This is a genomic window from Herbidospora solisilvae, assembly GCF_009901565.1.
In the GTDB taxonomy this organism is placed as follows: domain Bacteria; phylum Actinomycetota; class Actinomycetes; order Streptosporangiales; family Streptosporangiaceae; genus Herbidospora; species Herbidospora solisilvae.
This window is the reverse complement of record NZ_WXEW01000009.1, coordinates 137,160-160,592: the sequence shown is the minus strand read 5'-3', so window position 1 is coordinate 160,592 and position 23,433 is coordinate 137,160. Positions and strand designations below refer to the sequence as shown.

The window sequence follows — 23,433 nt, the reverse complement described above, 5'->3', positions numbered from 1 at the left end:
CCAGCGTTCCGGTGGAGTCAATCGTTCAACCTTGCCGTTCGGTGCTGTGAACCGTCGCAGCAGATGATTGGGCCCGCCTACAACTGAGTCGAACCGTCTGGCGCCCTGATGAAGTGCCGGCGTACCAGAAGCCCACTGGGAAGCCGCCAGGAGCAAGAACCCGTCCGTACGACCTTCGGCAGATCACGACCTGAATCGGGCACCTGGATCTCACCGCCCCTGGAGGTCGCCGCGGACCTGGGTTGACCTGTCCGCATTGGGGAAAATCCCTCCCCGTCATCGATCATGCTTCACGATGGACGTCATGGTGATACGGCGAAGACCCCGGATCGGCAAGCCGCAGGTGGGGCTGGCCTTTGGGACGGGGGCACTGGTCCTGACCTTCGTAACACTCGGTTTGGAGCAGTCCGACCAACTGGCCAGTGTCATAGGCGTGTTCGTCGGCCTGGCCGGCGTGGTCATCGCCGTTCATGGCCGGACGCGTCCCGAGAACCCGCCCGCTGATTCCGACCGGGTCGACACACCCGTGATCGCCCCAGAGGACTGCGCTCCACCTGTGCCTGCCCGACCCGAGGTTACACCTCGTTACGGCGGCGACCACATAGAGTTCCGGGGAAACGTGTTCCAAGGGCCGGTCACCGGGAAGAGTGCGGCAACTGGCCCGCCGGATCGCCATCGCTATGACTCCGTCTGACGATCCCTCGCACCTGCCAGGTGAAATCCGGCGCTACGCCGGGGACCACGTGGAGTTCCACGACAACGTCTTCACAGGCCCCGTAGCCGCGACCGTCGAATATCACGATCATCAACATCACCATCCCGCTCCCGGCAACGCTGAGCCGGCGTGGCCCGACAACCCCTATCGCGGGCTGGCACCGTTCGGCGAGCATGACGCGGAGGTGTTCTACGGCCGTGAGCAGGTCACCGCCCAACTCGCCCACGCGCTCGCCACGCGACTGGACGGCCTTGGAACACTGCTGGTGACCGGACCGTCAGGCGCGGGTAAATCCTCTCTGTTCCGGGCCGGTCTGCTCCCCTATCTGGCCGCAGGCCGGCTGCCCGGTGCGCCGGGCAGTGGGCGGTGGCCTCGCGTGGTCATGTCCCCAACCGCCGATCCGTTGACCGAACTCGCGGTTCACCTGGCCGCCCTCTCGGGAGCGGACCCCGTGGAAATCCGCCGGACCCTTCTCGCGCATCCCGATCAGTCTCCTCTCCTGTTCCGCCAGGCCATAGTGAATCAGCTCGGCTCTCCGGGACCGGAGACGGCGCAGCAACGTCTGGTGCTGGTGGTCGACCAGTTCGAAGAGATCTTCAACCTCGCGGCGGACCCGGCGAACCAGAACCTTCACCCAGGTGACCCTGCTTCCACCTCCGCACAGGCCTTCCTGTCCGTGCTCAGGGCCGCCGCCGAAATCCCGGCCGGTCCCAGCGGCCAACCGGCGGGGCTGATCGTCATCGGCGTGCGCGGCGATTTCTGGGATCGCTGCGCGGCCCTGCCGACGCTTGTCGACATCATGCGTGCCGGGCCGTTCACCGTGGCGGCGATGGGAGAGCCCGAGTTGCGCCGCGCCATCATCGGCCCGGCAGGTCGCGCCGGGCTGAGGGTGGACGACGACCTGGTCGACCTGGTCCTCAGCGACCTGCGCGCCTTGCCCGTCTCGGCAGGCCCCCCGTCGCCTTCGGCGGCGGGGGTTCTGCCACTGCTCTCCCAGGCAATGATGATGACCTGGCAGCACCGGGAAGGCGATCGGCTGACCTTACGTGGCTACGGCACATGCGGCGGCGTCGCCCACGCGGTGCGGACGAGCGCCGAAGCCGTTTACGGAGGTCTCACCCCCGCGCGGCAGGCATTGGCTCGGCAGGTCTTCCGGCAACTGACGATCACCACCCCATCAGGTGAGCTCGTGCGTCGCCGGGTGACCCGCGGAGAGCTCGAGGGCGGGCAGGAAGACGACGAGCTGGCGGCTGTGGTATCAGCCTTCACCGATCAGCGGCTCATGGTCTCCGATGGGGACGGCATCGAACTGGCCCACGACGTCCTTTTGGCTGCTTGGCCGAGGATGGCCGACTGGCTGAACGAGGACCATGAGCATCGAATACTGTACGGGCAGCTCCTGCATGCCTCGGAGGAATGGCGCCGCAACGCCGATGATCCCTCCTTCCTCTACCAAGGCAGCCGCCTGACGGCCGTACGTCGGGCACGTGTGGTCTGGCAGAGCAACCCCTTCCAATTCTCTCCGCTGCCCGCACTCTGCCTCGAATTCCTCGGGGCCTGCGATCAGGCCGCCACACGGGTTGAGCGGATGGCGGTACGAAGCAGGCGGATCGGCAGAGTCGTCATCGCCGTCGTGTGCATCGCGGCGCTGGTCGCATCGGTCGCGGCCCTCCGGGCCTTCGCGTCTGAACGTGCCGCGACCTCTGCGCGCGTCCTTGCCGAGGAAGAAGGCAGAAGGGCCGAGGCCCGGCGGAAAGAGGCTCTCTCACGTCTGCTGACCCTCCACGCCGACAGGTTGGCCGACACCGACCCCATCACGGCAGGTCTGCTGGCTGCTGCGGCCTGGCGTTCGGCTCCCACCCCCGAGGCCCGACATCGCATGCTGGCCACTTTGGCCACTGGAATCCGTACCGTTCTGAATAACCCGTCAGGGGAGATCACCGCCATGGCAACGAGTCCGGATGGCACGACCGTGGCCATCGCCGCGGGCCGGATCGTCCAGCTGTGGCATGTGCAGACACGCCGCCCCGTCGGTCTGCCGCTCACGCACAGCGCGCCGGTCAGCGGGCTGGCCTTCAGCCCGGACGGTACTACGCTGGCCAGCAGTGCCGCCGACGGCGACTTCGGCGATGTCCACGGAACCGTGCAGCTCTGGAGCGTGAAAGCAGGCCGGGTCACCGTCCTGCTGCATGACGGTGACATGGTTCCCGGCGCGGTGGCCTTCAGCCCCGACGGGAAGGTCGTGGCGGCCGTCACCAACAGCTCGTATTCCGACGCGGGTCGCGGAGCCATCCGGTTGTGGAACGCGCGAACGGGCCGACCACTGGGTGAGCCTCTTCGTCATGGAGGCCGGGTCGTAGAGATGGCGTTCAGCCCGGACGGCACCAAACTGATCAGCGGCACCACCACCGACGGCCCGCAACTAAGGAGCGCCGACCCGGTCCAGGTAGCGAGCCATCGGATGTGGGACGTCCGGCGCCGAGTTCCAATCGGTGATCTGATGACCGACCGCGCCGAGGGTGTCGCAGCGGTGGCGTTCAACCCCGACGGCACTACCCTTGTGACCGGAGGAAACGGGGGAAAAGTGCAGCTGTGGAACGCCCTGTCCCTCCAGCCGATCAGCGAACCGATCGAGGCCCATGCCAGAGCCATCGAAACGGTGGCCTTCGGCAAGGACGGACGGGTCTTCGCCACGGGAAGCGCCGACGGAACGATCCGACTGTGGGACAGCACGACCCTGCAGGCGATCGGTGAGCCGCTCCGTGGCCACTCCGGGCCGGTCGAGACGGTGGTTTTCGGCGCCCAGGGCACCGCCTTGGCGAGCAGCGGCGACACGACCGTCCGGATGTGGGATATCAGCGTCCTGCGCCCCACGGATGTCCCGATCAGGGTGGCGACGCCTTTCGCCGAAATGGCTTTAAGCCCGGACGCCACGGTCTTGGCCGTCGCGGGCCCGCCGGCGCCAGGCGACGAGCCCGTCCACTTGTGGGACATGCGGACGAGCCGGCCGATCGGCCGGCTGAAGTCCGGCGCCCAGGTAAGCACGATGGTGTTCGCCTCCGACGGCGAAACCTTGGCCATAGGCGCAGGCGAGAGCACTACTTTGTGGGACACCGGGACCCGTCATCGGATAGGCGACCCGCTCCACGTGGGCGACAGAGTGAAGACGCTGGCGTTCCGCCCGGGCGGCAAGGCCCTGGCCGTGATCAGTGACAGCGTCGACCGCGAGGCGTTGCACATCTGGAACACCGGCCGACGGTCGGCAGGTGTACCGATCAGTCCGGACAGCGCGGCGACGTCGGTGGCGTTCAGCCCTGATGGCGAACTCATGATCACCGGCCACAGCGATGGCACGGTGCGATTCCGGGATCCCCGGACCGGGCAGCCGATCGGCGCCTCGAATCAGGGCCATGACAATGCGGTCTACGCGATCGCGTTCTCCCCGGACGGCACGATGTTCGCCACCGGCAGCTCCGACCGAACTACCACCGGCTCGGGGACGACACGAGTGTGGGACACCCGCACGCGGCAACCGATCGGTGCCGCACTCCCTCAGAATGAGTGGGTCACCGCGTTGGCGTTCAGCCCCGACGGCACGATCCTGGTGACCGGCGGCACCGACGGCGTTATTCAGGTCTGGGATTCCGGCACCGGCCGTCCAATCGGCACGGCGATGAAAGCGCACGAGACCACCATCGAATCAATGGCGTTCAGCCGCGATGGTGCCACCCTGTCTACGGCTGCCGGCGACGGAACCGTCCGGACGATGCGTGTCGCCCTTCCTGCCGAGCCGATCGAGGCGTTGTGCGACGTCGCAGGCCGCTCGCTGAGCATAGAGGAGTGGAAGCGCTATCTACCTGACAGTGAACCCTTTCAGGCGGCCTGCCCGCAGTAGGTGCCTGAGCAGCGCCTATTCGAGGGTCAACGTCAGGGCCTGGTTCTCGTTCATGAACGAATGCGACGCCCGGTCCAGGCGCGCCCCACGGCTTCTGGACGTGGCGAGCCGGAGCCGAGGGTATGGGATGCCACCGCGATGAACGCGGTCTTGCGTTCATGCCTGGACCTCCGGCTTCAGGACCTCCTCACACCATTCGCGGAAGGTCGTCGGGCTCGCGGTCTGAGGGGTGCGCCGCACGCCGTCGTCGAGGCCCTCGTTCTTGGCGCGCATCATGTCGACGTAGCCGTCGACGAAGGCGTCCCCGAAGCCGTGTCCGGTGAGTGCGGCGCGGAAGTCGGCGAGCGACTGCCGCTCGTAGCGGACCGGGTGGCCGAGGACGTCGGACATGATGTGCGTCATGTCGTTCGGTGAAAGGGACTCGGGGCCCAGCACCGGGACCTCGCCCGTCCCCGTCCACGATCGGTCGAGCAGCAGGTGGGCGGCGGCGTCGGCGATGTCCCGGGTGGCGGCCACCGGTGTTCTGTGGTCGGCGGCGGCGGTGCCGGTGAACACGCCGGCGCGGATCGACGCCGCCTGCCGGAGCAGGTTGTCCATGAAGCTCGGGTTCGCGAGCGCCCGGTAGGCCACGCCGGTGCTCGCGATGAGGTCGTCCATGGCCAGCGACGCCGTGACCAGTCCGGCTCGGGCGGCGACGGGGGTGCCGCGGCCGAGCGCCGAGACGCCGACGACGTGCCCCACGCCGTGGGTGGTGAACGCCTTCGCGGCGGCGTGGGTGAAGCCGGAGTAGGCGGCGTCCAGGCTCGGCGCCCGCGGGTTCGGCGGGACCAGCCAGAAGACGGCGTCCGCACCGGCGAAGGCGCGGTCGACGACGCCGGCGTCGCCGTGGGAGCCGGTGACGACGTCGACGCGGGCGCGGACCGGGTCGGGAAGTCTCGCGGGGTCGCGCACGATGACGCGCAGTTCTTCGCCACGGGTGTCGGCGAGCAGGACGTCCAGGAGCCGGCTGCCGATCTGGCCGGTGGGGGTGGTGATGACGATCATATGGAGAGTGTCGCGGTGTCCGATTTGTGGCGTCCAATACCCTTCTCGGGTCATTGATACCCTGACGGCATGGATCTCGATCTCCGCAAGCTCCGCTACTTCGTCGCGGTGGCCGAGCGCCGGAACTTCGGCCGGGCGGCGGAACAGCTCTATATCGCCCAGCCGGTTCTCAGCCGTCAGATCAGGGCCTTCGAGCAGGAGCTGGGGTGCACGCTGCTCGTCCGGACCACCCGCAGCGTGGAGCTGACCGCCGCCGGCAAGCAGCTCTACGAGGAGGCGCAGGGCATCCTCGCGGCCGTCGCCACGGCGGTGCGGCGGGTGCACGACGCCGATCGGGGCGTCCAGCGGCTCACTGTCGCCTTCTCCCCCGGGCTGCACGTCTCGGACGTGATCCGGGCGTTCACCTCGCGCCATCCGGACGTCGAGACCGACGTCGTACCGACGCGCTGGTGGGAGCAGGACGCGCCGCTCCGGGACGGCCGGGCCCAGGTCGGGTACCTGCGGCGGCCGTTCGACGACGCGGGCTTGCGCACCATCTCGATCGGGCACGAGCCCCGGGTCGCCTGCATGCCCGCGGCGCACCCGCTCGCGGGCCGTGACGAGCTCACCTCCGCGGACGTCGCCGGCGAGCGGCTCCTCGACACGCCGACGCGGCGGACGTCCTCCCTTGAGGAGAAGTTCGAGCTCATCGCCTCCGGGCACGGCATCGGGCTCGTCCCGCTGAGCATCGCGCGCTCCTACTCCCGCCCCGACCTCGTCCACCTCCCCGTCACGGACGCGCCGGAGATCGAGACGTGCCTGGCCGTCCTCGCGGACCGGCGCGAGAAGCTGCTGCGCGACTTCCTGGAGATCGCCACCGCGACGCTGCGGCACTGAGTGGCAAGGTCGTGTCAAGGCGGCCTGCCGATGCTCCCGGGTATGAGACACCCCCGGCGGCTGCTCCTCATCGGTGCCACGATCGCCGCCAGTCTGGCCACCCTGTTGACCCCCGCGACCCCCGCGCTGGCCGAGCCGCCCGCGCCCTCCCCGGCCCCGTCGCCGCAGCACTTCGAACCGTCGTCCGTCCAGCCCGAGCAGCGTGACCGCGTGCTGGGCGCGAACTGGCAGAAGTCGGCCGACCTCGCCGTCACCACGGCCGGTGACGCGACCGGGTTCCACGTGTTCACGGCGACGGCCGCCTCGGGTTACCAGTGGCGGACCGTCGCCACGCTCACCGAGCCCGGCATGGACACCGACCAGTGGATCGGCAACGCCTGCCTCACCGGATCGGGCGGCACGATCGTGGCGGTCTACGCGCCGCGCTACTTCACCAACCGCGACTGGCTGTTCAGCCGGGGCGCGTTCGCCGCGATCATCGACGCCAGGACCGGCGCCGTCACCAAGCTCCGCGACCAGGTCACCCTCGCCTACTTCAACCCGGGCTGCGGCGCCGGTGACACGGTCGCGCTCACGCAGGGCGTCAGCGAGCGGCGCCGCACCACCCGCATCCTCACGGTCGACACCGCCGCCAAGCGGGTGACCAGGGCCGTCGTGACCGCCGGCCAGCTCACCTCGGCCGTCCCCGTGGGCGACACCGTGGTGGCGGCCGATGGGGCGCGGCTCGTCGAGGTGCGGGCGGGCGGCGCGCTCACGCAGCTCGCCGCGACCGAATCGGTGCCCTTCGACCTGCGCGCGACCGCCGACGGCGGCGTGGCCTTCGCCACCCGCGACGGCGCGTCGGTCAGGGTCCGGCAGTACCTGCGCGGGCAGACCCGCGAACTGGCGTCCGGCCGCCTGGGCGAGCTGACGGTTCAGTCCGGCACGAACGGCCGCGTCTTCCTCGTCGGACGGGCCGATCGGCAGGCCGCCCTCCCGCAGGGCGTGTCACTCCTGGAGGCCCCGGCGGCGGCCGAGGTCTCCTCGGACGGCGGCCTGGCGGTCACCGGCGCGATGATGCGTGGACTGCGCGCGGGCCCCGGCGCCCCGCCCACGGGACCGCCGGACGCCTCCACCCTGGGCGACGACAGACCCGGCGCCAGCCCCGACGTGCCCGACGCCGAGCCCGTCGACATCACCGCCCAGGTCGTCACGACCAAGACCGACGTCGGCTTCGTGGTGCAACCGGGCGAGGACCTGCTCCCGGCGGCGGCCTCCGGACGCGTCACCAACCCCAGGCTGGCGCTGGCCCTCCGGCCGGTGGGGCCCGCCGTGACCACGGCCGTCACGGGGACCGTCGACACCGGCTACCGGTGCGCCGTCCCGCGTAACGACCCGTCGATCCAGGTCTACCAGCCGCACTGGCGGCAGGTGGAGTGGGCCGTCGACCAGCTCGTCTTCAAGAACCGGCTGAACGTGACCCGCCCGACCGGCTGGAAGGGCTCGGGCCTGCCGGCGTGGAACCCGCAGACCGAGTTCCCCGTGCCCGACCTCCAGGGCGGCGGCCGCATCCCGGTGTCGATCATGTTCGGCATCCTGGCGCAGGAGTCGAACCTGTGGCAGGCGCAGCGCAGCGTGCTGGAGGGCGAGACCGGCAACCCGCTGGTCGGCAACTTCTACGGCGTCAACATCTACGACGACAACGCCGCCAACGACTGGGACGTCGACTTCACCAAGGCCGACTGCGGCTACGGCATCTCCCAGCAGACCGACAACATGCGCGGCGACGTGTCCCAGTGGAGCCCCAACACGCAGAAGCGGGTGGCGCTCGACTACGTCACCAACATCGCGGCGGGCATGTCGACCCTGGCCCAGAAGTGGAACCAGATCTGGACCGACACCGACGGCCAGGCGAAGGTCCACGACGGCGACCCGTCGAAGATCGAGAACTGGTATCTCGCCATCTGGGCGTACAACTCCGGCTGGCACGCCAAGGCCGACGCCTGGAAGATCGACAACAACGGCACCCCGAACAACGGCGCGTGGGGGGTGGGCTGGACGAACAACCCCGCCAACTCGACCTACCGGCCGGACCGCCGCCCGTTCCTCGACAACAACAACTACTCCGACGCGGCGCACCCGCAGGACTGGCCCTACCAGGAGAAGGTGCTGGGCTGGGCGGCGTGGCCGATCACCAAGACCTACTGGGACGCGGCCCAGAACAAGACCGTCGCCGAAGGCGGCTACAACTACGCCTGGTGGACGAATGAGGGCTACCGCACCATGATCGTGCCGACGATCTCCAACACCGGGATCGTCGACAACAACGCCTTCTGCGCTCCGGGCAGCGAATGCCTGCCGCCGTCCACGGGGAACGGGCGCGGCACCTGCCAGCGGTCCGACTTCAAGTGCTGGTGGCACTTCCCCACGGAGTGGAAGGACTGCTCGTCGGCCTGCGGCCATGAGGCGTCGTTGCGGTACGACTCCACCTGGGCCTCGACCGAGCGCGCCGAACCACAGGACCACCTGACGCCCTGTCACACACCCGGGCTGCCGTACATCAGCGGCGACACGACGAAGGTGCTGATCGTCGACGACGGCAAGCAGTACGCCATCCGGAGCAACTGCAACAACAACGGGTGGGACAACCACGGCACGCTGAGCTTCGAGTTCGCCCAGGACTCGGCCGGGCGGGTGCCCGCCAGGGCCGACTTCCAGCAGCTCGGCAACGGGTTCGGCGGCCACGAGTGGTTCGCGTACTCGCGGATGGCCGCGCACAACGGCGACGTGATGAAGGTGACCGGCACCTGGGAGCTCGACCAGCACATCAACGGGTGGGCCCGGGTGCTCGTCCACATCCCGAAACGACGGGCGGAGACCCAGCAGGCCCCCTACACCGTCCACATCGGCGACGGCTCCGCGGAGTACCGCACCCTGAACCAGAGCCGGGAGGTGAACGAGTGGTACAACCTGGGCGTCTTCGAGTTCAAGGGGCCGCAGAGGCCGAAGGTGTCGCTCACCAACCGGAACGACGAAGGCGACGGCTCGGCGGCCGTCTCATGGGACGCGATCGCCTTCCAGGTGCTCGCGAAACGGCCCAAGCACTTCGTGGTCGCCATGGGCGACTCCGTCACCTCGGGTGAGGGCGTCGGGAACTACTACCCGGAGACCGACTTCGAGTACAAGACGCCCCGCTGGAACGCCTGCCGCCGCAGCAGGGACGCCTGGATCCGCCAGACGGTCCTGCCGGGCGAGACCCAGACCATCGGCCAGCTGGCCGACTCCTGGGATCCGAAGCTCGACTTCACGTTCGTCGCCTGCTCCGGCGCCTCCACCCGGGACCTGACCGTGCCGCAGTACGCGTACATGCAGAACCCGATCGGCTCCTGGTCGGACTACCGGGACGGCGCGGAGGGCCGGTTCCGGGAGGCGGCCCAGCTGAACGGCGACTTCCTGACGAAGAACACGACCCTGGTCGCCCTCACACTGGGAGCCAACGACGCGGACTGGGACGGCGTCATCTTCGACTGCCTCCTCGGCATCCGATGTCACCCGGGCGACTTCGAGGACGACCTGCGCGCCAACATCCTGGAGACGCTCAACACCCGGGTGACGCTGGGGGAACAGGCGAACGTCGCGAACATCCTCAAGGAGATCGAGTACGACGCGGACAACAAGAGTTCCTCCAGGGGCAAGAAGGCGAAGATCGTCCTCATGGGCTATCCGGACATCGCCGGCACCTCCCCGCCCCTGACGTTGTGCGGGCAGTTCGGCATCGACGCGGTGGGCGTGCTGGGCCGGGCCAGCGCCTTCTTCGCCGCCGAGGCGCGCAAGACGGTGGAGGGACTGAAGAACAACGGGTTCGAGGTCTCCTTCGCCGACCCCCTGCCCGCCTTCCAGGGGCACGGCACGTGCAGCACCGACCGGTGGGTGAACGGCCTGATGTTCAGCAAGACCGGCCCAGGTGACTTCACCGACGTCTGGACCGGCTGCCTCGGCGACACCGTCCGCTGCGCGAGCCGCAGCTCGTTCCACCCCACGAAGAGAGGGGCGCAGGAGTACGCGACCGTGTTCGGCAACCACCTCCGCAGTCCAGAGGTGAACTACACCGGCTGGTAGCGGGCAGGGGCGGGCCTTTGCGTTGTCCCGCAAAGGCCTTCTCCCAGGTGGCGCGCTGATCGACTCTTACGGCTATGCGACTCACACGATCAATGATCTCGACGGCGATCGCCCTCTTCATCGGCCTCGCCGTCCCGCTGGCCGCCAGCCAGCCCGCCAACGCGGCCTGCGGGACGGTGAACAGCGCCAGCAGCTACTGGGGCTGGAACGGCACCTGGAGCACGCACGTGGTCGGCACCAACTGCTCCACCCGGTATGGACGCTTCGTCTGGGACACCAGCGACCAGTGCTGCAACCCGTGGTGGGTGAAGATCGAGCGACAGCTGTGGGGCAGCTACGGCTGGCTGACCACGCACACGCAGTCCAAGCGGATGGAGTTCGGCAACTTCGGCACGCACAACACCGGAACCGTTCCGTCGCGGCCCTCCGACGGCAGCGAGCGCTTCCACGCCTGCTGGGGCGTCGGCTACCAGTTGACCCCGCCCAGCTCCTGGACGTGCGGCGGCTGGGTCAGTTAGCGGGACGTCGCAGGTCAGGGCCCGGTCGCCGGTCGCGGCCGGGCCTTCTGCTTGCCCGGCTCAGGACGGTGGAGTAAATGTCCCAGTTGCCGCCGACTCTCGGATGCCGGACGACTGACAGTAAGGGTGACCAGCGATGTTGGAGACCGTGTTCCGGAGTGAGGACCTCCCCATGGCCGACCGTTTCGACTGGTGGAGGGAGATGGCCTGCCAGACGCATATTCCGACCGTGGTTCGCAGTGACCGCGAGCAGGATTTCCGGGGCACCTTACGTGTGCTCGATTTCGGCGTGCTGCAGTTGTCCGCGATGACGCACCCGGCATTGCGGGTGCGGCGGAACTGGAAGGAGATCCGGCAGTCCGACCCCGAGACGTACTGCCTGACGCTGCCGTCGCGGGGCACCATCCGGTTCGGTCAATCCGGCAGAGAGGCCGAGCTGGGCCCCCGGGAGCTGATGCTCTACGACAGCTCACGACCTTTCCACGGCTGGATCAGCCCCGACGGCGACGACCACGTCAGCCATATGGTCATGCAGATCCCCGCCGCCGTTCTTCCGCTGCCCGCCGACCGGCTCGGCCGGATCACCGCCACGCGTCTGCCGGGTGGAACCGGGATCGGCGCCCTGCTGGCAGGCCATCTCGGCGAGCTCACGCGCCAGGCGAGCCATCTCACGGCCGCCGACGTCGCCCGGCTGTCCCCTCTCACCATCGACCTGCTCGCGGCGTTCTTCGCGCATCACCTCCAGGCACAGGAGCGGCTGCCGCCCGAGACGCGCCGGCAGGTGCTGCGGGCGCGGGTCCGTGACTTCGTCCAGCGACGACTCGGCGACCCCGGTCTCACGGCCGACACCATCGCCGCCGCTCACCACATCTCGACCCGGTACCTCTACAAGCTCTTCCAGGACGAGGAGATGAGCGTCGCCCGATGGATCCGGCACCTCCGGCTGGAACACTGCCGCCGCGACCTGGCCGATCCCCGGTTGCTCGCGCGGCCGGTCCACGCGGTCGCGGCCCGGTGGGGTTTCCCCGACGCCGCCCACTTCAGCCGCCTCTTCCGCGCGGTCTACGGCGTGCCGCCCCGGGACTACCGGGTTCAGTGTGCGGAAACGGGCAAGCACCGTGCGGAGAACGTCAACGACCATTCGATCGCGAGGTCGGCACACTCCCAGCCGTAGGACGTGATCCATGGCGTCGTTTCGCCGCCGTACCCGCAGGAGTGGACAATGAGCAAAGTCGTCGCGGTCATCTATGTCTCGATGGACGGCGTGGTGGAGGATCCCGCGTGGACCGGCCCCTACTGGACCGACGAGCACGCCAGATTCCAGAGCGGCCAGTTGTTCGCCAGCCGGGCGCTGCTGCTGGGGCGCAGGACCTACGACGGCATGTCGGTCGCCTGGCCGAAGATGGAGGGTGCGCCCGGCGCCGCGGAGATGAACGGCCTCCCCAAATACGTCGCCTCGACCACCCTGCGCGATCCGGAGTGGAACGCCACCGTGATCGAGGGAGACGTCGCCGAGGAGGTCGCCAAGCTCAGGGCCGAGGAGGGCGGAGACCTGCTGATCTACGGCAGCATCGAGCTGCTCAACTACCTCATCGGGCACCGGCTCGTCGACGAGCTCAAGCTGTTCCTGCACCCCGTCGTGGTCGGCACCGGCAAGCGGCTGTTCGCCGAAGGCGTCGAGAGCACCAAGTGGAAACTGGCCGGCACCGCCACCTTCAGCTCCGGCGCCATCGTCCTCGACTACCGCCCCGCCGGCGGCTAGGAGACTCTGACCATCAGGCGGCCCGGCCGGTGCACCAGTCCGCTGGTCCAGGGGATCTGCTCCGGAGGCACGGCCAGGCGCAGGCCGGGCAGCCGGGTCGCCAGCGCCCGGATCGCCTCGGTCAGCTCGACGCGGGCCAGGGCGGCGGCCAGGCAGCGGTGCGGGCCGTACCCGAAGGCGACGTGCGGGTTGGGCGGGTGCGCGGCGAATCGGTGGATGTCGAAGTTCCCGGGATCCGGGAACGCCGCGGGGTCGTGGTTGGCCGCCAGAAGGTCCGGTAGGACCACGGTGCCGGCCGCGACCGGGCAGCCGCTGGGCAGGTCGAGGTCCCGCGTGATCCGTCGCATGAACGCGCTGGCCGGGGGGCCGTCGTAGCGCAGCACCTCTTCGATCGCGGTCGGGGTCAGATCCGGGTCGGCGGCCAGCTCGGCCCAGGCCCGCGGGTGCAGCAGCAGCCGCAGCACCCCCTTGGTGATCATCGAGGCGGTCGTCTCGTGCCCGGCGGTGATGAGGGAGAAGACCGTGTTGACCAGCTCCCCCTCGGTCAGCCGGTCGTCTTCGTCGCGGGCGGCCACCAGCAGGTCGATCAGGTCGTGCCCCGGGTTGGCGCGGTGCTCGGCGACCAGCTCGGCGCAGTACGCCATGAACTCGGTGTAGCCCCGGTAGCGCACCGTCTCGTCGGCCGTCGACGTGGTGAGGAACATGTCGGTCCAGGCGAGGAACTGGTCGTACCTCTCCAGGGGCACGCCGAGCAGCTCGCAGATCACCCGGCCCGGGATCCGCACCGCGAAGGCGCTCACGAGGTCGAACTCATCGCCGGTCTCGTCGATCAGCCGGTTCGCGATGTCGGCGACCCTCGGCCGCCACCGTTCGGTCTGGCGGGGCGTGAAGGCGCCCTGCATGATGCGCCGGTAGCGGGTGTGCCCGGGCGGGTCCTGGTTGACCAGGGCGTCGGGGTCGTCGTCGATGCCGATGCCGGCGACGAACCTCGGCAGCCCCGGCAGCCGCAGGTTGCGGCTGGACGCGGGCGAGGCCAGCAGCATGCGGACGTCCTCGTAACGCACGGCCACGGGCACGTGGTCGCCGCTCGGCATCGGAGCGGCGCCCATCGGATCGTGCTCGCGGCGGCGGGCGTAGTCGGGGGACGGGGTGCCCAGCGGACCCGGGCGGAGCTCTGCGGTCATCACAACCTCCCCACGGAACGTAACACCGTGAGCGCGCCGGGCAACCCCCCTAGCCGACGGCGCATTCGCTCCCGTTGAGCGTGAAGGCGGACGGCTTCGGGTTCGCCCCCGCGTGTGCTCCGGTGAAGCCGAGGTGGACGACCGCTCCCGGCCGGATCTCCGCGTTCCACGGCAGGTTCGCCGCCGTGACCGCCGGGCCGGCCTGGCTCCAGGTCGCGCTGTACCCCTGGGTCACCTCCTGGCCCGCGTCCGGGAAGGTGAAGCGCAGCGTCCAGGCGGCGACGGGGGTGGTGCCGGTGTTCTTCAGGGTCATCCACGAGCTCATGCCGGTGCCCCAGCCGCTCGTGTTGTACGTCACCTCGCACGTCGTCGGCGGCGTGGGCGTCGGGGTCGGGAAGCCGGGCCGGGCCAGGACCGGGGTCACCGCCGACGGCCTGCTGACGTTGCCGGCGGCGTCTCTGGCCACGACCGTGTAGTTGTAGTACTGGCCGGTCACCAGGCCGGTCTCGATGAAGAAGGTCTGGGTGGTGGTCCCGGCCTTGACCCATCCGTACAGCGGGGATTCCCGGTAGACGTCGTAGGCGGTCACGCCGACGTCGTCGGTGGAGGCGTTCCAGCAGAAACCGGCGCCGGGGAAGTCGAACACGCAGTTGTCGCGCACGTTCCCCGGTTGCGACGGCGGCGTCTCGTCCGCGAGCGGCGACGGCGTGGGGGTGGGCGAGGGCTGCATGCCCGTCGTCGCGGTGACCGTGATGAAGTCCGACGGCGCGCTGCGGTTGCCGGACAGGTCGACGGCCATGACGTACAAGGTGTAGCCGCGGCCCCTGACGCCCGTCGTGCCGGCGATGGTGCCCGTCGTCGTGGTGGCCAGCCGGAAGCCCGTGGCCTCCAGGACGTACAGCTCGTACTTGGCGACGGGGCCCGCGTCGTCGGTGGCGGGCTGCCAGCAGATGCTGGCGTAGCCGTACTGCTGACCGGGCGCGCTGGGCGGCGGACACGGGATGAGTCCCGTCGGGCGCGTCGGTGGGGTGGTGTCCGCGGCGTACGCGGGGAGCGAGCCGGTGATCGCGAGCAGGGCTCCAGCGATCAGCGCCAGTCGGGCCTTCATGACCAGGATGCTCCGTGCCGATAGATGACCGGGACAACGGCCGGCGGCGGGGTCGGGTGTTCTCGCAGGTCAGTTGATGGATCGGATGAACTTTTCAGACACCGCCTCCGGTGGGGCGCTCGCGCTGTGGTCGAAGGCGAGCATGACGGCCAGGACGCCGAGCATGCTCCCCATGACGACCCTCTGGGCCTGCAGCCAGAACGGGCGGCGGGCCAGGAAGCCCGCGACGCCGCCGGCGACCAGGACGATCGACAGGTTCACGGAGGTGGCCACCACGATCTGGAATGCTCCGAGGACAAGCCCTTGAAGGAGAACATTGCCCTTCTCCAGGTCGATGAATTGCGGAATGACGGAAATGTAAAGAATGGCGATCTTCGGATTGAGCAGATTGGTCATCAGGCCCATCGCGAAGAGCCGGCGCGGGGGGTCGTGCGGCACCTCCTGCACGGTGAACACCGACACGCCGCCGGGCCTGATGGTCCTCCAGGCCAGCCAGAGCAGGTAGGCGGCCCCGGCCAGGCGGATCACGGTGAGGATCTCGGGGACCGCGGCGAAGAGCACCGCCAGGCCCAGGTTGGTGCCGACCAGGTAGACGAGGAATCCGGCCACCACTCCGGCCAGGGAGATGACGCCGGCCCTGCGTCCCTGGCTGATGCTCCGCGACACCAGGTACATCATGTTCGGCCCTGGGGACAGCACCATGCCGAGGGCGATGGTGACGACGCCCAGCACCGCGCTCTGTTCGACCATCGTCGCCGCCTTCTTGTGTAGGAGAATCGCGATCGGCGCCAGACCCGGAGGGCTTTCTCAGCGTATCCACGACCTCATTTCGAGTGCAATAACCAATATTGCACTCGGTGCAATTCTGTGTTTGTATTATCTGGCGGTTTGATTTGCCGTGCACGGCCTATGGGGAGGCCCTGGAGAGGAGAAGGAGATGGAGAGCTACCGCAGGGTGGCCGACGAGGTGACCGCGGAGATCGCGGCCGGGCGGTTGCGGCCGGGAGACCGGCTGCCGCCGCAGCGGGACTTCGCGCGGCAGCGCGGCATCGCCAACTCCACCGTCGCCCGGGTCTACGCGGAGCTGAACCGCCGCGGCCTGACGGTCGGCGAGGTCGGCCGCGGCACGTTCGTCCGGGCCTCCGTCCGTCATTCCGGGCCCGCCTTCACCGAGCCCGGCGACTCCCGGGTCGACCTCGAACTCAACTATCCCGTCGTGCCCGAGCAGCCCCGGCTGCTCGCCGACGGCATCAGGTCGCTGCTCCGCCCCGACGTCCTGCTCTCGTCGATGCGGCCGGTGGGCGCGGCCGGCACCCCGCAGGCCCGCGACGCCGTCGCGGAGTTGCTGGCCCACAGGGAGTGGCGGCCCGATCCGGCGCGGGTGCTCTTCGCGGGCAACGGCCGCCAGGCGATCGCGGCCGCCGTCGCCGCGCTGGTCCCGCCGGGCGGGCGGCTCGGCGTCGAGGAGCTCACCTATCCGGTGCTCAAGACGATCGCCGGCCGGCTCGGCGTCACCCTCGTCCCGCTGACCGTCGACCAGAACGGGCTGGTCCCCGAGGCCGTGGCGGAGGCCGCCCGCAGGGCCCCGCTGAAGGCGGTCTATCTCCAGCCGACGCTGCACAACCCGTTGTCGGTCAGCATGCCCGCCGGGCGCCGGGCCGAGCTCGCCGAGCTGCTCGGGCGGCTGGGCGTGCGCGCGATCGAGGACACCATCTGGTCGTTCCTCAGCGACGACCTGCCGCCGCTCGCCGCGTTCGCGCCCGAGCACGTGATCGTCATCGACAGCCTCTCCAAGCGCCTGGCGCCCGGCCTGACCATCGGCTTCGCCGTCGTCCCCGAGGCCGCCGTCGCCGGGGTGACGGCGGCGCTCCACTCCGGGGGCTGGACGCCGATGAGGTTCGCGCTGGAGGCGGCGACCAAGTGGACGACCGACGGCGTCGTGCGGGCGGTGACCCGCGGCAAACGGCGGGAGGCCGTGGCCCGGCAGGAGATCGTCGCCCGCCGCCTGGGCGGGTTCACCCTCCGCAGTGACCCTCGGTCGTACTACTGCTGGTGGGAGCTGCCGCCGCCGTGGCGGGCCGACACGTTCGTGGCCGCCGCCGCGCGGCACGGCATCGCCGTCACCCCGGCGGCGGCCTTCGCCGTCGGCAACTACCGGGCCCCCAACGCCGTCCGCCTGGGCCTCGCCTCTCCTCCGGCCGAGACGCTGGAACGCGCGCTCACCACCCTGGCCGGGCTGGCCGCCTCCTCACCCGAGGACCTCCTCGCCGAGTGACCTGAGCAGACGGGCGTGCTCCTGCAACGGGAGCACCCCCATGTCTCCGCAGATGAGCGCGTCGATGCCCTGGATGGCGGCCGCCAGGGCCTGGACGGTGGTCAGGCAGGGCACCCCTCGCGCGACGGCGGCGGTGCGGATCTCGTAGCCGTCCATGCGGCCGTCCGCGCCGTAGGGGGTGTTCACCACCAGGTCGACGTCTCCCTGGTAGATGAGCTGGACGACGGTCGGCTCGCCGTCGGGTCCGGAGCCGTCGTGGTGTTTGCGCACGACGGTCGCCTCGACCCCGTTGCGGCGCAGCACCTCGGCCGTGCCGGCGGTGGCGAGCAGGGTGAAGCCGTGCCCGGCCAGGGCGCCGGCCAGGAAGACCATGGCCCGTTTGTAACGGTCGGCGACCGAGATGAAGACCCGTCCCTTGGTGGGCAGCGCGCCGTAGGCGGCGTTCTGCGACTTGGCATAGGCGACGCCGAAGACCGGGTCGATGCCCATCACCTCGCCGGTGGAGCGCATCTCGGGACCGAGCGCCGTGTCGGTGCCCCGCCCCGAGGCGTCGCGGAACCGGGTCCAGGGCAGCACGGCCTCCTTGACCGAGATCGGCGCCGTCGGCGGCAGGTCGCCGCCGTCGCCGTGCGGGCGCAGCAGCCCCTCGCGGCGCAGGTCGGCGATGGTCGCGCCGAGCGAGATGCGCGCGGCGGCCTTGGCCAGGGGCACGGCGGTCGCCTTGGAGACGAACGGCACCGTGCGCGACGCCCGCGGGTTGGCCTCCAGGACGTACAGGACGGAACCGGCCAGGGCGAACTGGATGTTGATCAGTCCGCGTACGCCGATCTCGCGGGCGATGGCCTCGGTCGACGCGCGGAGCCGTTCGATCTCGCCGCTGATGGTCATCGGCGGCAGGACGCACGCGGAGTCGCCGGAATGGATCCCGGCCTCCTCGATGTGCTCCATCACGCCGCCGAGGTAGAGCTCCGCGCCGTCGTAGAGGGCGTCCACGTCGACCTCGATGGCGTCGTCGAGGAAGCGGTCGACCAGGACCGGGCGGTCGGGGCCGATCTCGGTGGACCCGGCGATGTAGGCGGCGAGCCGCGTCTCGTCGTACACGATCTCCATGCCGCGCCCGCCGAGCACGTAGGAGGGGCGGACCAGGATCGGGTAGCCGACCTCGTCGGCGATCGCCTTGGCCTGCGGGAACGAGGTGGCGGTGCCGTGCTCGGTGCCGGGCAGCCCGGCGCGGGCCAGCACTTGCCCGAACGCGCCGCGGTCCTCGGCGAGGTGGATCGCCTCCGGCGGGGTGCCGACGACCGGCACGCCGTTGTCCTTCAGCGCCTGCGCGAGGCCCAGCGGCGTCTGTCCGCCGAGCTGCACCAGGACGCCCGCGACCGGCCCGGCCCGCTCCTCCGCGTGCACGACCTCCAGCACGTCCTCCAGCGTGAGCGGCTCGAAGTAGAGGCGGTCGGAGGTGTCGTAGTCGGTCGAGACCGTCTCGGGGTTGCAGTTGATCATCACGGTCTCGTAGCCGGCGTCGTGCAGCGCGAAGGAGGCGTGCACGCAGGAGTAGTCGAACTCGACGCCCTGGCCGATGCGGTTGGGGCCCGACCCGAGGATGATGACCGCCGGCCGGCTCCGCGGCGCCACCTCGGTCTCCTCGTCGTAGGAGGAGTAGAAGTACGGGGTCCGGGCGGCGAACTCGGCGGCGCAGGTGTCGACGGTCTTGTAGACGGGCCGGACGCCGAGGTCGTGCCGGAGGCGCCGGACCTCGTGTTCGTCCAGGCCGCGCACGGCGGCGATCTGCGCGTCGGAGAACCCGTGCCGTTTGGCGTGGAAGAGCAGGTCCCGGTCGAGCTCGGGCGCGGCCGCCACCTCGCCGGCGATCTCGTCGACGAGGAAGAGCTGGTCGACGAACCAGGGGTCGATCCCGGTGGCCTCGGCGAGCTCCGCCCGCGTGGCGCCGGCGCGGACGGCCCGCATGAGCGTGGTGATCCGGCCCTCGGTGGGCCGCCGCACGGCGTCGACCAGCGCCTCCTTCCCGGTCTCGGCGGCGAAGGCGAACTGGCCGCCCTTCTTCTCCAGCGAGCGCAGCGCCTTCTGGAGCGCCTCGGGGAAGTTGCGCCCGATCGCCATGGCCTCGCCGACCGACTTCATCGTCGTGGTGAGGACGGGGTCGGCCTCGGGGAACTTCTCGAAGGCGAACCGGGGCACCTTGACCACGACGTAGTCGAGGGCCGGTTCGAACGACGCGGGGGTCTGCCCGGTGATGTCGTTGGGGATCTCGTCCAGCGTGTAGCCGATCGCCAGCCGGGCCGCGATCTTGGCGATCGGGAAGCCGGTGGCCTTGGAGGCCAGCGCGCTCGACCGGGAGACGCGGGGGTTCATCTCGATGACGATGATCCGGCCGGTGCCGGGGTCGACCGCGAACTGGATGTTGCAGCCGCCGGTGTCCACGCCGACCTCGCGGATGACGGCGATCCCGATGTCGCGCAGGATCTGGTACTCGCGGTCGGTCAGCGTCATCGCGGGCGCCACGGTGATGGAGTCGCCGGTGTGCACGCCCATCGGGTCGAGGTTCTCGATCGAGCAGACGACGACCACGTTGTCCTTGCGGTCGCGCATCAGCTCCAGTTCGTACTCCTTCCAGCCGATGATCGACTCCTCCAGCAGCACCTCGGTGGTGGGCGAGAGGGTCAGCGCGACGTCGGCGATGCGCCGCAGGTCCGCCTCGTCGTACGCGATGCCGGAACCCGCGCCCCCCATGGTGAACGACGGGCGGACCACGACCGGGTATCCGCCGAGCCGGTCGGCGCCCGCCAGGACCTCGGCCATGGAGTGGCAGATCACCGAGCGGGCCGACTCGCCGTGGCCGGTCCTGGCGCGGACGGCGTCGACGACCGCCTTGAACCGCTCCCGGTTCTCGCCTCTGCGGATGGCCTCGGCGTCGGCGCCGATCAGTTCGACGCCGTACTTCTCCAGGACGCCCGTCTCGTGCAGGGTGATGGCGGTGTTCAGCCCCGTCTGGCCGCCCATGGTGGGCAGCAGCGCGTCGGGGCGCTCCCTGGCGATGATCTTCTCGACGAACTCGGGGGTCGCCGGTTCCACGTACGTGGCGTCGGCCATCTCGGGGTCGGTCATGATCGTGGCCGGGTTGGAGTTGACCAGGATCACCCGCAGGCCTTCGGCCTTGAGGACCCGGCAGGCCTGCGTACCCGAATAGTCGAACTCTGCGGCCTGGCCGATGACGATCGGCCCGGAGCCGACGACCAGGACCGACCGGATGTCGGTGCGTTTAGGCACGCTGTCTCTCCATCATCGCGACGAAGTGGTCGAACAGGTGACCCGCGTCATGCGGGCCGGCCGCCGCCTCGGGGTGGTACTGGACGCTCAGCGCCGGCCGGTCGAGCAGCACGAGTCCCTCGACGACCCCGTCGTTGAGGCAGACGTGGGAGACCTCGACCCGGCCGTAGGGCGTGACCGTCGCGCCCTCGATCGGGGCGTCCACGGCGAAGCCGTGGTTGTGGGCGGTGATCTCGACCTTGCGGGTGATCCGGTCCTGTACGGGCTGGTTGATCCCGCGATGCCCATACTTGAGCTTGTACGTGGGGAAGCCGAGCGCGCGGCCCAGCAGTTCGTGGCCGAAGCAGATGCCGAACAGCGGCGTGCCCCGTCGCAGTGCCTCGTGCACCACGGCCAGGTCGGCGGTGTCGGGGTCGCCCGGGCCGTTGGACAGGAAGACGCCGTCCGGTTCCAGCGCGTAGACGTCCTCCACGGTCGCGGCCGACGGCAGCACGTGCACCTCGACCCCGCGCTGGGCCATCCGGTGCGGCGTCATCGACTTGACGCCCAGGTCGACGGCGGCCACCCGGAGCCGAGGGTGGCCGAGCGCGGGGACGACATAGGGTTCGCCGGTCGAGACCTCGCGGGCCAGGTCGGCGCCGGTCATCTCCGGCGTGGCGCGGACCCGGCCGAGCATCGCGGCCTCGGTCGTGATCGCCGGACCGGAGAAGACGCCCGCCCGCATCGCGCCGCGCTCACGCAGGTGGCGGGTGAGCGCCCGGGTGTCGACGCCGCTGACGCCGACGACCCCCTGGGCGGTCAGGTCGTCCTCCAGCCCTCGGGTGGCACGCCAGCTCGACGGCGCCCGCGCCGGGTCGCGCACGACGTACCCGGCGACCCAGATCCGGCTCGACTCGGGGTCCTCGTCGTTCATCCCGGTGTTGCCGACGTGCGGCGCGGTCATCACCACGATCTGGCGATGGTAGGAGGGGTCGGTGAGGACCTCCTGGTAGCCGGTCATGCCCGTCGAGAAGACCGCCTCGCCGAAGGTCTCCCCCACGGCCCCGAACGCGCGGCCCCGGAACACCCGGCCGTCCTCCAGCACGAGCACGGCCGCCGTCACCGTACGCACGCCCGGTAGCGGACGGCGGCCGTGGTCAGCGACGCGCACTCCAGGCGGAACCGTTCGGCCGTGCCGACCACGGCCCGCTCGACCTCTCCGCTGGAGTCGCCGCAGAACCGGAAGCGGGCCCCGACGTGCTCGTAGCCGCCGACCCGGGGAATGACGTCGCCCACCGGCGCGATCACCTGGGCGTACGGCCCCTCGCCCGGTGTGGGCGGTTCGGGCAGGTCCCAGTCGAGCACCCGGCACGGAGCGGGCACCGGGGTCGGCACCAGCAACCATCCGCCGGTCCGCCACTCGGCCGGAACCGGCAGGTCCGGCCGCCGCCCGAGCTGGACCTCCACGGCGGCGCGCATCAGGTCGATGCCGTGCACCTCCCTCCACAGGAACGGGATCTCCGCGCCGCCGACCCGGTAGCCGGACTCCAGGAACGTCAGCCGGGGAGCGCCCCCGGGGTCGGTGCCGACGAAAACCTCGTGGTGGAAGACCCACGGCTCGTCGCTGAGCGCGCCCGCCACGGCGGCCGTGAACTCGCCCAGCGCCGCCAGCAGGGCGGCGTCGTCGACCTCGACGGAGCCGAGCGCGTCGCCCTTGGTGAAGCCGACGCAGGTGTTGACGTACCGGGAGGCCCGCCAGGGCCCCAGGCGCTCGCCGGTCCACAACCCGTCGACGTGGTAGACGGGGTCGCCGCAGAACTCCTGGACCAGCCGGGGTTCGGCGGGCAGCCGCCGCAGCGCGGGCAGGTCGGCCGCCGAGCCGAGGCGGACCACGTCCCTGCTGGCCGTGCCCTTCCGGGGTTTGACGATCAGCGGCCAGCCGTGCTCCTCGGCGAAGGTCAGGACGGCGGCCTCGTCGGGGGCGTCCGCGCAGGCGGGCGCCGGGATTCCGGCCGCCGAGATCACGTCGGCCATCACCAGTTTGTCGCGGAACCGGGCCAGCCGCCGGGTGTCCTGCCCGCCGCAGCCCAGCCGTTCCCTGAGCAGCGCGGCGATGTCCAGGTCCCCCTCGTTGAGGGCGACGATCCGGGCCGGGGGGCCGTACAGGGCGGTCAGCTCGCCGACCGCGCCCAGCACGTCGGGCACCTGGTCGGTGGCCGGGACGACCTGGACCGCGGCGGCGCCGGCCGGGACGGAGGTGACGCCGAGCTGCGTGGTGACGTAGCTGACCCGGTGCGCGTCGTGGTCGATGTAGTCCTGGTAGAGCGCCTGCCGGTCGCGCCATCGGTGGATGATCAGGATGTGCTCGCTCATGCGTCCTCCGTCCTGGACAGGTCGTGGATGCGCCGGACGGCGTAGGTGGCGGAGACCACGGCCGCCCGTGCCGATCCGAGTGCCTCGCGAGCCGACTCCAGGTCACCGGCCGGCAACCGGCTGACCACGTCGGCGGCGCAGTCGATCAGATGCAGGGCCGCCTGGGTGAGCGGCTGGTCGGCGGTGGAGCGTTCGGCGACGAGCCGGCGGGCGGTCCGCAGCTGGGTGACGGAGTCGGCCATGTCGGCGGAACTGATCATGGTCACGGGCGTTCCTTTCGTGAGGGCTGCCCCCCGGGCCGGGCGGTCCGGCCCGGGG

16 protein-coding genes are annotated in these 23,433 nt (G+C 70.3%); 8 read left to right on the top strand and 8 right to left on the bottom strand.

Features of this window, described 5'->3' with window-relative positions:
- The first annotated feature begins 295 nt into the window (after positions 1-295).
- Positions 296-694 (top strand): hypothetical protein, encoded by a 399-nt coding sequence (locus tag GT755_RS29265; RefSeq protein WP_161482806.1) that lies wholly within the window; start codon positions 296-298, stop codon positions 692-694.
- Positions 695-743: 49 nt separating this feature from the next.
- Positions 744-4,610: an nSTAND1 domain-containing NTPase gene (locus tag GT755_RS29260; protein WP_161482805.1), complete on the top strand. Its 3,867-nt coding sequence runs from the start codon at positions 744-746 to the stop codon at positions 4,608-4,610.
- 156 nt (positions 4,611-4,766) lie between these two features.
- On the opposite strand, the gene GT755_RS29255 is transcribed toward GT755_RS29260, so the two are convergent.
- Entirely contained in the window at positions 4,767-5,654 is an 888-nt protein-coding gene (locus tag GT755_RS29255) for an NAD(P)H-binding protein (protein ID WP_161482804.1), read from the bottom strand.
- A 69-nt stretch (positions 5,655-5,723) separates the two neighbouring features.
- On the opposite strand from GT755_RS29255, the gene GT755_RS29250 reads away from it, so the two are divergent.
- From GT755_RS29250 to GT755_RS29230, 5 genes are all read left to right on the top strand, one after another.
- The gene (locus tag GT755_RS29250) at positions 5,724-6,530 is read left to right on the top strand and encodes a LysR family transcriptional regulator (protein ID WP_161482803.1); all 807 of its coding nucleotides are present in this window, start codon (positions 5,724-5,726) and stop codon (positions 6,528-6,530) included.
- A 42-nt stretch (positions 6,531-6,572) separates the two neighbouring features.
- Positions 6,573-10,628 carry a golvesin C-terminal-like domain-containing protein gene (locus tag GT755_RS29245; RefSeq protein ID WP_161482802.1) on the top strand — a complete coding sequence of 1,352 codons (4,056 nt, stop codon included), beginning with the start codon at positions 6,573-6,575 and terminating at the stop codon, positions 10,626-10,628.
- Between the two features lie 74 nt (positions 10,629-10,702).
- Positions 10,703-11,146 (top strand): hypothetical protein, encoded by a 444-nt coding sequence (locus tag GT755_RS29240; RefSeq protein ID WP_161482801.1) that lies wholly within the window; start codon positions 10,703-10,705, stop codon positions 11,144-11,146.
- Between the two features lie 172 nt (positions 11,147-11,318).
- Positions 11,319-12,320 carry an AraC-like ligand-binding domain-containing protein gene (locus GT755_RS29235; RefSeq protein ID WP_202610655.1) on the top strand — a complete coding sequence of 334 codons (1,002 nt, stop codon included), beginning with the start codon at positions 11,319-11,321 and terminating at the stop codon, positions 12,318-12,320.
- A 48-nt stretch (positions 12,321-12,368) separates the two neighbouring features.
- The gene (locus GT755_RS29230) at positions 12,369-12,908 is read left to right on the top strand and encodes a dihydrofolate reductase family protein (protein ID WP_161482799.1); all 540 of its coding nucleotides are present in this window, start codon (positions 12,369-12,371) and stop codon (positions 12,906-12,908) included.
- On the opposite strand, the gene GT755_RS29225 is transcribed toward GT755_RS29230, so the two are convergent.
- From GT755_RS29225 to GT755_RS29215, 3 genes are all read right to left on the bottom strand, one after another.
- Complete coding sequence (locus GT755_RS29225) at positions 12,905-14,092, bottom strand: cytochrome P450 (RefSeq protein ID WP_161482798.1); 1,188 nt, start codon at positions 14,090-14,092, stop codon at positions 12,905-12,907. The genes GT755_RS29230 and GT755_RS29225 overlap by 4 nt on opposite strands.
- 49 nt (positions 14,093-14,141) lie before the next feature.
- Positions 14,142-15,200, bottom strand: coding sequence for a cellulose binding domain-containing protein (locus GT755_RS29220; RefSeq protein WP_161482797.1), 1,059 nt, complete (start codon positions 15,198-15,200; stop codon positions 14,142-14,144).
- 69 nt (positions 15,201-15,269) lie between these two features.
- Positions 15,270-15,950: a LysE family translocator gene (locus GT755_RS29215; protein WP_161482796.1), complete on the bottom strand. Its 681-nt coding sequence runs from the start codon at positions 15,948-15,950 to the stop codon at positions 15,270-15,272.
- Positions 15,951-16,137: 187 nt separating this feature from the next.
- On the opposite strand from GT755_RS29215, the gene GT755_RS29210 reads away from it, so the two are divergent.
- Entirely contained in the window at positions 16,138-17,475 is a 1,338-nt protein-coding gene (locus GT755_RS29210) for an aminotransferase-like domain-containing protein (RefSeq protein ID WP_161482795.1), read from the top strand.
- On the opposite strand, the gene carB is transcribed toward GT755_RS29210, so the two are convergent.
- From carB to GT755_RS29190, 4 genes are read right to left on the bottom strand one after another with little or no spacing between them, the layout of a single operon-like run.
- Entirely contained in the window at positions 17,449-20,763 is a 3,315-nt protein-coding gene (gene carB / locus GT755_RS29205; RefSeq protein ID WP_161482794.1) for a carbamoyl-phosphate synthase large subunit, read from the bottom strand. The two genes, GT755_RS29210 and carB, sit on opposite strands and share 27 nt — an antisense overlap.
- Positions 20,756-21,874 carry a glutamine-hydrolyzing carbamoyl-phosphate synthase small subunit gene (carA, locus tag GT755_RS29200; protein ID WP_161482793.1) on the bottom strand — a complete coding sequence of 373 codons (1,119 nt, stop codon included), beginning with the start codon at positions 21,872-21,874 and terminating at the stop codon, positions 20,756-20,758. Before carA ends, carB begins: the two co-directional genes overlap by 8 nt.
- Positions 21,862-23,115: an ATP-grasp domain-containing protein gene (locus GT755_RS40025; protein WP_161482792.1), complete on the bottom strand. Its 1,254-nt coding sequence runs from the start codon at positions 23,113-23,115 to the stop codon at positions 21,862-21,864. Before GT755_RS40025 ends, carA begins: the two co-directional genes overlap by 13 nt.
- The gene (locus GT755_RS29190) at positions 23,112-23,381 is read right to left on the bottom strand and encodes a hypothetical protein (RefSeq protein WP_202610653.1); all 270 of its coding nucleotides are present in this window, start codon (positions 23,379-23,381) and stop codon (positions 23,112-23,114) included. The genes GT755_RS40025 and GT755_RS29190 overlap by 4 nt, the downstream gene beginning before the upstream one ends.
- Positions 23,382-23,433 lie beyond the last annotated feature (52 nt).

Coding starts and splice junctions, on each gene's coding strand:
- GT755_RS29265 (WP_161482806.1), top strand. CDS start 296: ATGGACGTCATGGTGATACGGCGAAGACCCCGGATCGGCAAGCCGCAG.
- GT755_RS29255 (WP_161482804.1), bottom strand. CDS start 5,654: ATGATCGTCATCACCACCCCCACCGGCCAGATCGGCAGCCGGCTCCTG.
- GT755_RS29250 (WP_161482803.1), top strand. CDS start 5,724: ATGGATCTCGATCTCCGCAAGCTCCGCTACTTCGTCGCGGTGGCCGAG.
- GT755_RS29245 (WP_161482802.1), top strand. CDS start 6,573: ATGAGACACCCCCGGCGGCTGCTCCTCATCGGTGCCACGATCGCCGCC.
- GT755_RS29240 (WP_161482801.1), top strand. CDS start 10,703: ATGCGACTCACACGATCAATGATCTCGACGGCGATCGCCCTCTTCATC.
- GT755_RS29235 (WP_202610655.1), top strand. CDS start 11,319: ATGGCCGACCGTTTCGACTGGTGGAGGGAGATGGCCTGCCAGACGCAT.
- GT755_RS29230 (WP_161482799.1), top strand. CDS start 12,369: ATGAGCAAAGTCGTCGCGGTCATCTATGTCTCGATGGACGGCGTGGTG.
- GT755_RS29225 (WP_161482798.1), bottom strand. CDS start 14,092: ATGACCGCAGAGCTCCGCCCGGGTCCGCTGGGCACCCCGTCCCCCGAC.
- GT755_RS29220 (WP_161482797.1), bottom strand. CDS start 15,200: ATGAAGGCCCGACTGGCGCTGATCGCTGGAGCCCTGCTCGCGATCACC.
- GT755_RS29215 (WP_161482796.1), bottom strand. CDS start 15,950: ATGGTCGAACAGAGCGCGGTGCTGGGCGTCGTCACCATCGCCCTCGGC.
- GT755_RS29210 (WP_161482795.1), top strand. CDS start 16,138: ATGGAGAGCTACCGCAGGGTGGCCGACGAGGTGACCGCGGAGATCGCG.
- GT755_RS40025 (WP_161482792.1), bottom strand. CDS start 23,115: ATGAGCGAGCACATCCTGATCATCCACCGATGGCGCGACCGGCAGGCG.